Source organism: Gemella haemolysans (assembly GCF_028308085.1).
GTDB classification, from domain to species: Bacteria; Bacillota; Bacilli; order Staphylococcales; family Gemellaceae; genus Gemella; species Gemella haemolysans_D.
The window spans coordinates 45,126-56,116 of the sequence record NZ_JAQMFS010000008.1; the positions used below are offsets into that span (position 1 = coordinate 45,126).

Sequence of the window (10,991 nt, forward strand, 5' to 3'; positions counted from 1 at the left end):
TTAAACATCTCCTTTATTATTAATATATTGTTTTAAATCTTCTATTATATTATTACCATCTTTTAGCCCTAAGTTATAGACATAGTTTAGTTTTTCAGTATCTTTTTCTAGTCTTTTTACAGTAATATCCTCACTTGGTCGTATAACAAATACTTTCCCTTGTTTTTCTAATTCTAGTATTCGTTCAACCGTTTCATTATAGTCTTTATATCTATTCTCCAACTTTTCAATTAAATGCGGATATTTCTTATAAAATAACTTAAATTGTAAACTTATTGATTTTTTCTTTCTATATGTAATAGGTCTTGTTAGTATAACAATAATTTTATCAAAATTTTGTTTTTCAAAGAAGTCTATCGGTATGCTATTAGCTATTCCACCATCTAAATACTTTTTCTCATCTATCTCAATTATTTCCGAAATAAATGGAAGTGCAGAAGTTGCTCTTAACGTCTCCATTTGTTTGTAAGGATCTGTTATTTCTATAAACTCCGCTTCTCCGTTTTCTATATTTGTTACAGTAGCATAGAAATTTGTCTTAGAATTTTTAAATGTTTTATTATCAAAAACATCAAGTTGAAATGGAACTTTATAGTACGTAAAGTCTTTATTTATTAAATTACCTGTTCTTATCCAACTTTTTAAACTCATATATCTTTTATCATTAATATAATTAACATTGTATCGTAGTGCTCTTTTAGGTTGTTTAGAAACATAGTTTACTCCAAAAAGTGTTCCTGCAGAAACTCCAACAATATCAGTAACTTCTATATCATTTTCTAAGAACACATCAAGGACACCTGCTGTAAATAATCCTCTCATAGCTCCACCTTCTAATACTAAACCTACTTTCATTCAATCACACTCCTTTTTAAATTGATACTATTATATCATCTTTTTTTCATTAGTTTAAATAAATTTACTCGGGTACTAAGTTATGTTACTATTTAAAATGAGAAAAATAATTTAATTCGAGGTACATATGAACATACTACTAATCGGTGGCAATGGCTTTGTTGGAAAAGCATTAATTAAAGAATTTAAAAAATACAATGTAAAAGTCAGCTATTTATCTAGATCTCAAAACTACTCTATGTCCAAAGATGAAGCAACATGGATACAGGGTGATATTTTTGATATCGAAAATATAGTAATCAATGAAAAATATGATATAGCCATTCATTTAATTGGAACAATTAAAAATAAAAAGCTATATTCAAAACTAAATACAGAAAGTGTGGCACAGACAATTGAATTATGTCAAAAACACAACATCAATAAACTTGCATATTTTTCTGCAAATGGTGGCTTCAAACAATATTTAGAAAGCAAACGTAACGGAGAAAAATTATTAGTAGATTCAAAGCTAAACTATCTTATTATACGTCCAGGGCTTATGTATGGTAAAGAAAGACTTACCTCTTATTTCAATATATTACCTATTAAATTCTTTTCAAAATTAGGTATACCATTTTTCAAAAATGTATATCCCCTTCCAGTTGACAAAGTAGCAAAGACAGTAGTTAAAACTATTCTCGACAATACTGATTCAACTATTATTGAAATAATAGATATGAAATAACTATTCAGGATGACTTAAAATCTTTGTTTCTAAATAAAACAAGTTTTTAAGCCTATTTTTTATGACATTTGTCATATTACTTTAATGACATTACCTACTAAAAGTTATCTTAACACTTTGCTATAATTTAATTATCAAACAAGAGGTGACAAAAATGGAAACAAAAAAAGTTATAGAGATAAAAAACATTAATAAACAAATAAATAAAAAAAGAATATTAAATAACATTTCATTCGATATTTTCGAAGGAGATTGCGTAGCTCTTATAGGTCCAAATGGAGCTGGTAAAACAACATTGATGAATTGTCTTTTAGGTAATAAATTTATAGATTCAGGAAGCATTAAAATAAATGACTTACAACCTACAAATAATAAATTAAAAAAATTAGTTAATGTTCTTCCTCAAGAAAATGTTGTTCCTCAAAAACTTAAAGTTAAAGAATTAATTGATTTTGTAAAAAAACTTTATATAGATCATCTATCAGATGAAGAAATTGACAACTTACTAAGATTTGATAATAAACAAAAAGAAACTTTTGCATCTAAACTTTCAGGAGGACAAAGAAGACTTCTTTCTTTCGTACTTTCATTAATAGGAAAACCTAGTATTCTATTTTTAGATGAACCGACTGCTGGAATGGACACTTCAACACGTATTAGATTTTGGGAAATAGTAAATACATTAAAAAATGATGGTCTAACAATTATCTACTCTTCTCACTATATTGAAGAAGTAGAACATACTGCAGATAGAATATTAGTTCTTAATAAAGGAGAACTAATTCGTGATACTACTCCACACGCTATGAGAGCCGAAGAAGTAGAGAAATTCTTCACTTTACCTATTAAATATTTAGAAGTTATTGAAAACAATCCAGAAATTTACAACTTAGAAATAAAACGAGATAGTTTCAACTTCTTAACTAAAAAAACTGATTTAATTTGGAATACTTTACAAAAATCAGGATGTACTTTAAATGATTTAGAAATTCAAAACAGAACACTACTTGATAGTATATTTAATACTACTAAAGAACAATAAGGAGACAAGACAATGAGTAATATCAGTACACTTTTAAAAATGGAATTTATTTTTACTAAAAGAAATTTATCAAACTTTATTATGGGATTAGGATTCCCAGTAATCTTCTTTGTATTATTTTCAGGAATGCAACAATTTGATGATCCTACTGTTCAAACTAGAGTTATTAAAGATATGTTAATTTCAATGACTGCATTCAGTAGCATAAGCTTTGCATTTTTTTCTCTACCTGTTTCTATTAGAGAAGATGAAAATAATAACTATCTACACTTAATTAACAATTCACCTATTAAGTTATCTGAATACTATATAGCACGTTTTATTCGTATTATTTTCACTTTTATAGTATCAGTCGTTGTAGTATTTATTGTTGGACATTTTTTAAGAGATGTTAATATGAGTGCACGTGAATGGATTATGGCAGGTGTATTAATGGTTCTTGGTAGTATTACTTTCTTAGGAATGGGACTATTATTAAGTCTAATTCAATCAGTAGAAAAATTAAGTTTATTAGCAAATATTTTATATTTAGGGTTAGCTATGTTAGGTGGATTATGGTGGCCAACTTACTTATTCCCAGAATGGTTACAAAATATTTCTAAAGTAACTCCAACATATAACCTATTAGAATTTGTAAATAAATATCTTAAAGATGGAGTATTCTCTTTCACTTCATTTGGAGTTTTACTTGCTTATAGTTTTGGATTTATTATCCTTACTTTAGTAATTAAACGTAAAACAGAATCTAAATAAGCTAAAGGTGTGTGATTACATTATTCACACACCTTTAGTTTTGTGATATCATATAAAATATACCCTTAAATAAAGGAGACGAACATGAACAAAGTATTAATAAATAAGATTAAATCTAACTATATATTTTTTATATCACTAGTATTTTTTGTTTTTCCACTAGTATATATTGTTAATGGTAGTTATCCGTTTTATATATTGCCTCTGACTATAATGGCGATTGTTTCATATATTTCTATTCTATTTACTGAAAATAAGTATATTATTTTTATAGAATGGTTTTATTTAGCTTTCTATATTGCATTTATGGCACTATATATTAATCCAACGAATATGTTATTCTCTTATTATCTAAGTAATCTGCTAGTTTGGAGATTTCATGATGATTACACTACATACAGATCTATAAGTTTCTTTATAGTAATTAACTCAATTATGATTCATATTGCGTTAACTTCACTACTTACTGGTGATAAAGTAATTATGTTTTGCTTCTACTTCCTATGTCTTATTACGTACTTCTTACAAAAACGTGGTTATGAAAGAAACAAGCTAAAAAATGAACGCATTAAATACAATGAACATATTAACATCTTACTAGCTGAAAATGAGCGTAATAGAATTGGTCAAGATCTCCATGATAGTATTGGACATACATTTGTTATGTTAAAACTTAAAGCTGAACTTGCAGAGAAATATTTAGAAAAAAATAATTTAGAGGCTGCAAAAAAAGAACTTTGTGAAATTAGTAAAATTAGTAAGGAATCAATGGATAACACTCGTGCAATAGTTAATAAACTTAAGCATCGAACTGTTGAAGAAGAAATTAAAATTATCCAAGACATTATGATAATGAGTGATATTCAACTAAATCTTAATAATAATTTCACTACTAAACCTATTGGGCTTCAAGAGTGGACTATTACAATGATTCTAAAAGAACTAACAAATAATATTATTAAACATAGTAAAGCTAATAAATGTGATATAATATTAGATGAGAGTAATAAAAACTACACTATTACTGCTAAAGATAATGGTTGTGGTTTTGAGATAATAACAGGAAGCGAATTAGCTTCAATTAGAGAAAGAATCAAAGTAGTAGATGGAAAAATAGAAATACTTTCTAAAAAAGAACCTACTATTATTAGAGTAACAATTAGTAAAGATAACTAATGGAGGTATTTATGAGATTATTAATCGCAGAAGATCAAAGTATGCTACGTGATGCTATGGCTACACTACTTCTTATGGAAGATTCAATAGATGAAGTCTTACAAGCTAAAAATGGAAAAGAAGCAATAGATATATTGGTGAACTCTAGCGTTGATGTAGCAATACTAGATATTGAGATGCCTGAATCAACAGGACTAGAAGTATTAGAATTTATTCGTAATAAAAGTATAAATTGTAAAGTAATTATTGTTACAACATTTAAAAGAGCTGGTTATTTTGAACGTGCTATAAAAAATAACGTAGATGCCTATGTACTAAAAGATCGTTCAATAGATGAACTTATGAAAACAATTAACAATGTTTTAGCAGGGCACAAAGAATACTCACCTGAACTAATGGAAAATATCTTCAATAGTCACAATCCATTAACAAATCAAGAAAAAATTATTCTTATAAAAATTAAAGAAGGATTATCAAATAAAGAAATTGCTAATGCACTGTTTTTATCAGAGGGAACTATTAGAAACTATATTTCTAACATCCTAACAAAATTAAACTGCAAAAACAGGACAGAAGCTGTAAAAAAATCTACTGAGGAAGGATGGCTATAGATGACAAGAAAACTCGCTATAAGATTATCATTACTTTCATCAATATTATATATAGCTCTAACAATACTATACTTTTCAAGTGTAATATCAAAAATTAATCATTCTGATAGTCCTAGTGCTGGCGCTGGTTTAGGATTGCTACTTGCATTTCTAATACCACACTACTTTATGCTCTTAATAGCTGTTATTTTTAATATTGTTATCTCATTGATAAAATTCACAAAAAATTATTTAATTATTATAAATACTATATTGTATATCATAGCAGGTGCATTAGGGATTTATATTGGATTTTTCTTTATTATTTCTATTATTTTCCAAATAATATTCTTGATAATTGCGTATAATAAATAGAAAAAGGAACAACTAAATCATAATTTGTATTTTTTCTTTTCTCATGATATAATGTGAATATACATTAGGAGAGCATATAAACTCCGTTCCCTAATGGTTTATTTGCAGACTTTTTCAAAGATTTCAAGAATTGTTAACACTGTTGCTAGGCCCAACAACTTATCTTTATGAAAATCTGCTTTTTATTTTTTTAAAAATAAATAAAAACAGGAACAACTCTAAATCATAATTTTTATAAATTGATTTTTTGTTGTTCCTTTTATTTTATTTAACCAAAGAATAGCTAATGTCGATTAATTCTTTTATTGTCTCCAATTTGATATTTTTATCTAACACTATGCTTATCCAATGCTTTTTATTCATATGATATGCTGGGAAAATATTTTTATTATCAATAATTTCTAAAATTTTATCCGTTGGATATTTTACATTTAAAATTTTCACTTTAGTTGTAATATCGGTATTTTTATTCAATTTGTTATAATCTACATCTGAAAACAAGGCATACCATTTATTTTTTTCATTTACAAATGCCAATATATCAGGATGTTTTTTAAAAGGATTAACATGATTTTCACCGTATTTATCATTACAATAGTCGATAATTTCTGAACTTATTTTTCCCGATTCCTCAGCTAACCCTAATATTGAACTTAGTAGTTTCTCTACATGTTCTCTGATATTTTGTACCGTTTCACCTACAGCACTATCTACACTAAACAACGAATAAATCTCATCAAATTCTATATCATAAACTTCTATCAAAAGTTGACTATTAACAAATACTATTTCTATAAAAAAACTACTGTCTAAAATTTCTTTTCTATATATTAGTTTTTCCGCTTCTTCCCTAAATCCATACTGTAAAAGTTTTTCTTTAGAGAAGTTATATTCTTCTACATCAATTATTTTCATAAAACTTTTACTCGAATCTAGCTCTATCGTGACTTTGATTCCACTTATCTACTTCTGGCCCTTTTGGTACAATAGTTTTACCTGCTGATACGTAATACCCAACTTTAATTGCTTCAAAGTCTGTTGTAGATCCAAATCCTGGAGTTTGATATAAGTCTTTTAAGTAGTTGAAAATGTTAGGATATTCCTCAATTCTCTTTTTATTCGCAGAATATAATCCATAATAAACGACATCTAAGCGAATCATAGTAGTATAAAAACGAATATCTGTTTCTGTTATTGTATTACCGTGGAAGTATCTTTGATTTGATAAACGATCCTCTACTACATCCATCATATCAAAGAATCTTTCGAATGCCTCATCATATTTTTCTTGACTTTCAGCAAATCCCATTCCATATACACCATCATTAATAGCCACAGCTAATTTTTCATTCCATTCATCAATTTGATCTGCAAGATGCTCGGGATATAAATCTACCTCAGTATTTTTATGTAATTGTTTAAACACTGTAGAAAACTCATGAAGTATCTCCGCTGATTCTTTTCTAACTACTTTTCCTGTAGTAACATCAACAAGCACAGGTACTGAATATGGCCCTTCATAATCTGAATCACTATTTAAGTACACATCTTTAATTTTAGATTTTTTTAATATTGGGTCTAATCCATCTTTATCTAAGCTAAATTGCCATCCTTCTTCTCCACGACGATAATCCAATGTTCCTAAACTAATCGCGTCATCTAATCCTAGTATTTCTCTTGCTATAACTGCTCTATGTGCATAAGGACAGACCGCAGTCCAAAATAGTCTATATCTTCCTTCCTCTATAGGTTGTTCCTCTGTTCCAAATGGTTTACTAAAAAATTTTTTCATGTGATTTTCTCCTTTTTAATTTTCTATAAATTTTTTCGCTTCTTCATAAATATACATAACGTTCAAAGTATGTTCTTTCTGATCGTTCATAAATTCAAAATCTTTATTATTTATAACTTCAACGAATTTTTTAAACTCAGCAAACATTCTGTGTGAATGGATATTATTATTTTTCTCTATAAAATTATCTTTTGTTTGAATACTGTAATTAGGAACTTCATTTGTAGGACCAATAACCTTAATTATACCTTGGTCCCCTTGAATATTGACATAACTATTATTAAAAGTATCTTTAGCTGCTATGCAAACTACTTTAAAGTTATCATATTCTAATAGAAGTATTCCAGAAGTATCTACATCATTGACTATATTTGGTGAATAATGTACTTTATTAGGTTTACCAAATAATCCGACAACAAAATGAATGTTATAAATATTTAAATCACCAAGCACTCCTCCACCTTTACTTTTATCAAAAACAGGTGCAAGGATTCCATTTTTAAACGCTTCGTATCTTGAAGAAAGTTGGGAAAAATTACACTCAACAAGTCTTATTTCTCCAATATTATCAATATTAGCTTTTATATCAAGATAATTTTTTTGATATTGGTTTGTTATTGCTTCTATTAAAATTAATCCTCTAGCTTCAGTAATTTCAAATAATTCTACAGCTTCTTCATACTTTAAAGTAAAAGGTTTCTCACAAATAACATTTTTACCAGCTTCTAAAGCTTTCTTAGCAACTGAATAATGCAAATTATTTGGAACTGCAACATAAATTGTATCTACTTCTTTATTTTCTAAACAAAGATCAATATCAGTATATATATTATTAATATTATATTTAGACTGTAATTCTTTTAAATTTTCAATATTCCTAGCCGTTATAGCTTCTAATTTAATTTCTGGAAGTTCATGAGCAAAAGATAAAAAATCTTTAACTATCATTCCAGAACCAATAATTCCTAATTTCATGTTTTCCTCCAAATTACTCAACATAGTTCTTTAATTATAACTTGTTAAAATCTAGCTAGCAAATTTTTTGCATATAAACTCTTCCTTAGAACTTTCACATATAAGAAGCTTCTAATTCTATAACTTCGTATTCATGTTTCGTTATTATAATAGTACAATGTGTTGAATTTTTTACCAATTCTTACTTTTTCTCGTGAAATATGTGTTATTTTTTAACTTACTCATTACCTATCTCATAATAACTATTCAACAACTATTTGTAAAAATAACGATTATTTTTCATATTTTTTCATATTATTTTCATTTTTCTATTGACTTATATTTACCTTATATGATATATATATATATATTTCAGAATGGAAAGGAATACAATATGACTAAAAAAATACTTGTTACAGGTGGAGCTGGATTTATCGGGTCTCACACTTGTATAGAATTATTAAACAATGGAAATGAAGTAGTTGTCGTTGATAACTTATATAACGCCAACAAAAAGAGTTTAGAAGTAGTTGAACGAGTTACTGGTAAAAAGGTAACATTTTATGAAGTTGATGTTCGAGATGAAGATAAATTAAATGAAGTTTTTGAAAAAGAAGGAAATATTTATGGAGTTATTCACTACGCTGGATTAAAAGCAGTTGGTGAATCTTGTGAAATCCCATTAGCATATTATGATAATAATATAGCTGGAACTATTACTTTGTTCCGTGTTATGGAAAAACACAATTGTAAAAATATAATTTTCAGTTCATCAGCTACAGTTTATGGAGATCCTCATACATTACCAATTAAAGAAGATTTCCCACTATCTGTAACTAACCCATACGGACGTACTAAATTAATAACTGAAGATATTTTAAAAGATGTTTATAAAGCAGACAACGAATGGAATATTGTTCTCCTTCGTTACTTTAATCCAATCGGAGCACATGAATGTGGAGATATCGGTGAAGATCCAAAAGGAGTACCAAACAACCTAATTCCTTATATTATGCAAGTAGCTGTAGGTAAACTAGAAAAAGTTCAAGTTTTTGGTAATGATTTTGATACTCATGACGGTACTGGAGTACGTGACTACATCCACGTAGTAGATTTGGCTCGAGGTCACGTTTCTGCTCTTAAGAAATTAGAAAAAGGTAGTGGCTTAACTATTTATAACTTAGGAACAGGAATTGGTTATTCTGTATTAGATATTATTAAAAGTGCATCAGCTGCTGTTGGACGTGATTTACCTTATGTTATAACTCCGCGTCGTGCAGGAGATATTGCAGCATGTTATGCTGATGCTACAAAAGCAAAAGAAGAACTTGGATGGGAAGCAGAGTACGATATAAAACGTATGTGTGAAGATTCTTGGAGATGGCAAAGTAAACATCCAAACGGATTCGCTGAATAATATACTTAAACAAGAAAATAAAAGTCTATGAGACTGACCTAAAAGTCTTAGAAATAAAAAGTTAATAGAAGATCTTATAGGCGCAACGGGAATGACTTAACAAAATCGATTTTTCCAAAATCATGATTTTTGAGTCACTCCCTCTTTTTATATAATAACACTTATTGAATTAAGGTTGTATACTAACTAATTGCTTTATATACATATTTTACACTGTTTTCTTTGATTTTAAAAATTATTTTTTTAATATAGAATCAAATAAATAAAATCCTATATAATTATTAGTAAATCTACTAATTTTAGTCATAAAAATACAACCATTACTAGAAATACTTTTTTGTCGTGCTAAATAAGATAAAGCAGGTGCTAATTGAAATAAAACTGCTTCATAATATTCATTTTCTTTTTCAATTAACAAAATAGCTTTCTTATACAATTCTCTCTCTTTTATTCCAACCTCTTTATCTAATATCAAATTATATAAATCAGTTAAAATTTCTTCTTCTTTAGGAAAATAATTAAACATATAAAATTCCTAATAATTACCAATTAATAGTTGGTTCCAATGGTGAACCACCATCATTCGCAATAGTAGTATACTGTGAAAAAGTAGTAACTTCTGTACTTCCTTTTGCATCAGCTATATTAAATTTTAAAAACATACTACCTGATAATAATAAAACAAAAAATAATTTCTTTTTCATAATAATAGAACCTTCTTTCTGCTATTTTTTAGAAATTTTAACATTTTTTTGATATTAGAAATAAATTATTAGATTTATTTTAAAGTAAAAAAATAAAAAATACAAGTCTTTTATTTAATTTTTTAAAATATTTTTTAAAACATCACTCTTTATACTCTGTCAAAATACTTTCTATTTCTTTTAATTCTTTTATAAACTTACTATCTTTATGCCCTATATATACAATCTTTCTTCTACTCTTGTCATTGCTACATAAAGCAATCGTCTTTCTTCTTCTACATTTGTTTCTTACAATACATTTTTATCTAACTTTTTCATACAAATAAGGATAATTCTCATCTATATTCATTATAAATACATTTTTAAATTCAAGTCCCTTATATAATTAATTTAACTTTGAATTTATCTCCCTATCAAATTTGATAGATTGTTTTATTTTTTATATTTAGTTATCTTCATACTGGCAAGGGGCTGACTCAAAAGTCCTAAATTTTAACAAAATGTATATGATAATTCATAGACGCAGTGGTTTATTGATATCTAAATTCGCTTTATAAAAGCTTTTTAGATATCTAATAAACTGTGCGGGGGTGACTCGACAAAATC

The 10,991-nt window shown here is 27.2% G+C and carries 13 protein-coding genes; 7 read left to right on the forward strand and 6 right to left on the reverse strand.

Features of this window, described 5'->3' with window-relative positions:
• Positions 1-855, reverse strand: a complete 855-nt coding sequence (locus tag PNO30_RS00425) for a patatin-like phospholipase family protein (RefSeq protein WP_271986705.1) — start codon at positions 853-855, stop codon at positions 1-3.
• A gap of 127 nt (positions 856-982) precedes the next feature.
• On the opposite strand from PNO30_RS00425, the gene PNO30_RS00430 reads away from it, so the two are divergent.
• From PNO30_RS00430 to PNO30_RS00455, 6 genes are all read left to right on the forward strand, one after another.
• The gene (locus PNO30_RS00430) at positions 983-1,582 is read left to right on the forward strand and encodes an NAD-dependent epimerase/dehydratase family protein (protein ID WP_271986706.1); all 600 of its coding nucleotides are present in this window, start codon (positions 983-985) and stop codon (positions 1,580-1,582) included.
• 154 nt (positions 1,583-1,736) lie between these two features.
• Positions 1,737-2,624, forward strand: coding sequence for an ABC transporter ATP-binding protein (locus tag PNO30_RS00435; RefSeq protein WP_271986707.1), 888 nt, complete (start codon positions 1,737-1,739; stop codon positions 2,622-2,624).
• A gap of 12 nt (positions 2,625-2,636) precedes the next feature.
• Positions 2,637-3,377, forward strand: coding sequence for an ABC transporter permease (locus tag PNO30_RS00440; RefSeq protein ID WP_271986708.1), 741 nt, complete (start codon positions 2,637-2,639; stop codon positions 3,375-3,377).
• Positions 3,378-3,461: 84 nt separating this feature from the next.
• Positions 3,462-4,553 carry a sensor histidine kinase gene (locus tag PNO30_RS00445; RefSeq protein WP_271986710.1) on the forward strand — a complete coding sequence of 364 codons (1,092 nt, stop codon included), beginning with the start codon at positions 3,462-3,464 and terminating at the stop codon, positions 4,551-4,553.
• Between the two features lie 11 nt (positions 4,554-4,564).
• On the forward strand, positions 4,565-5,164 hold the full coding sequence (locus PNO30_RS00450; protein ID WP_271986712.1) for a response regulator transcription factor: 600 nt from the start codon (positions 4,565-4,567) through the stop codon (positions 5,162-5,164).
• Complete coding sequence (locus PNO30_RS00455) at positions 5,165-5,518, forward strand: hypothetical protein (RefSeq protein WP_271986714.1); 354 nt, start codon at positions 5,165-5,167, stop codon at positions 5,516-5,518.
• A 264-nt stretch (positions 5,519-5,782) separates the two neighbouring features.
• Here the strand turns inward: PNO30_RS00455 and PNO30_RS00460 are convergent, their stop codons facing one another.
• The 3 genes from PNO30_RS00460 to PNO30_RS00470 are packed head-to-tail and all read right to left on the reverse strand — an operon-like array spanning position 5,783 to position 8,285.
• On the reverse strand, positions 5,783-6,433 hold the full coding sequence (locus tag PNO30_RS00460; RefSeq protein ID WP_271986715.1) for an MmcQ/YjbR family DNA-binding protein: 651 nt from the start codon (positions 6,431-6,433) through the stop codon (positions 5,783-5,785).
• A 7-nt stretch (positions 6,434-6,440) separates the two neighbouring features.
• Positions 6,441-7,310, reverse strand: a complete 870-nt coding sequence (locus tag PNO30_RS00465) for a glutathione S-transferase C-terminal domain-containing protein (protein ID WP_271986717.1) — start codon at positions 7,308-7,310, stop codon at positions 6,441-6,443.
• A gap of 15 nt (positions 7,311-7,325) precedes the next feature.
• A complete protein-coding gene (locus PNO30_RS00470; protein WP_271986718.1) occupies positions 7,326-8,285 on the reverse strand; it encodes a Gfo/Idh/MocA family protein in 960 nt (319 codons plus the stop codon).
• A gap of 373 nt (positions 8,286-8,658) precedes the next feature.
• Between PNO30_RS00470 and galE the strand changes: the two genes are divergently transcribed.
• Complete coding sequence (galE, locus tag PNO30_RS00475; RefSeq protein WP_271986720.1) at positions 8,659-9,681, forward strand: UDP-glucose 4-epimerase GalE; 1,023 nt, start codon at positions 8,659-8,661, stop codon at positions 9,679-9,681.
• A 235-nt stretch (positions 9,682-9,916) separates the two neighbouring features.
• On the opposite strand, the gene PNO30_RS00480 is transcribed toward galE, so the two are convergent.
• Together PNO30_RS00480 and PNO30_RS08945 are read right to left on the reverse strand one after the other, a co-directional pair.
• Positions 9,917-10,207 carry a bacteriocin immunity protein gene (locus tag PNO30_RS00480; RefSeq protein WP_271986721.1) on the reverse strand — a complete coding sequence of 97 codons (291 nt, stop codon included), beginning with the start codon at positions 10,205-10,207 and terminating at the stop codon, positions 9,917-9,919.
• Positions 10,208-10,598: 391 nt separating this feature from the next.
• Positions 10,599-10,646 (reverse strand): hypothetical protein, encoded by a 48-nt coding sequence (locus PNO30_RS08945; RefSeq protein ID WP_420319621.1) that lies wholly within the window; start codon positions 10,644-10,646, stop codon positions 10,599-10,601.
• Positions 10,647-10,991: the final 345 nt, after the last annotated feature.

What these genes read in the sequence shown, in the direction of transcription:
- PNO30_RS00480 (WP_271986721.1), bottom strand. Translation starts at nt 10,207, where the DNA reads ATGTTTAATTATTTTCCTAAAGAAGAAGAAATTTTAACTGATTTATAT.
- PNO30_RS00435 (WP_271986707.1), top strand. Translation starts at nt 1,737, where the DNA reads ATGGAAACAAAAAAAGTTATAGAGATAAAAAACATTAATAAACAAATA.
- PNO30_RS00470 (WP_271986718.1), bottom strand. Translation starts at nt 8,285, where the DNA reads ATGAAATTAGGAATTATTGGTTCTGGAATGATAGTTAAAGATTTTTTA.
- galE (WP_271986720.1), top strand. Translation starts at nt 8,659, where the DNA reads ATGACTAAAAAAATACTTGTTACAGGTGGAGCTGGATTTATCGGGTCT.
- PNO30_RS00445 (WP_271986710.1), top strand. Translation starts at nt 3,462, where the DNA reads ATGAACAAAGTATTAATAAATAAGATTAAATCTAACTATATATTTTTT.
- PNO30_RS00450 (WP_271986712.1), top strand. Translation starts at nt 4,565, where the DNA reads ATGAGATTATTAATCGCAGAAGATCAAAGTATGCTACGTGATGCTATG.
- PNO30_RS00430 (WP_271986706.1), top strand. Translation starts at nt 983, where the DNA reads ATGAACATACTACTAATCGGTGGCAATGGCTTTGTTGGAAAAGCATTA.
- PNO30_RS00455 (WP_271986714.1), top strand. Translation starts at nt 5,165, where the DNA reads ATGACAAGAAAACTCGCTATAAGATTATCATTACTTTCATCAATATTA.
- PNO30_RS00440 (WP_271986708.1), top strand. Translation starts at nt 2,637, where the DNA reads ATGAGTAATATCAGTACACTTTTAAAAATGGAATTTATTTTTACTAAA.
- PNO30_RS00465 (WP_271986717.1), bottom strand. Translation starts at nt 7,310, where the DNA reads ATGAAAAAATTTTTTAGTAAACCATTTGGAACAGAGGAACAACCTATA.
- PNO30_RS00460 (WP_271986715.1), bottom strand. Translation starts at nt 6,433, where the DNA reads ATGAAAATAATTGATGTAGAAGAATATAACTTCTCTAAAGAAAAACTT.
- PNO30_RS00425 (WP_271986705.1), bottom strand. Translation starts at nt 855, where the DNA reads ATGAAAGTAGGTTTAGTATTAGAAGGTGGAGCTATGAGAGGATTATTT.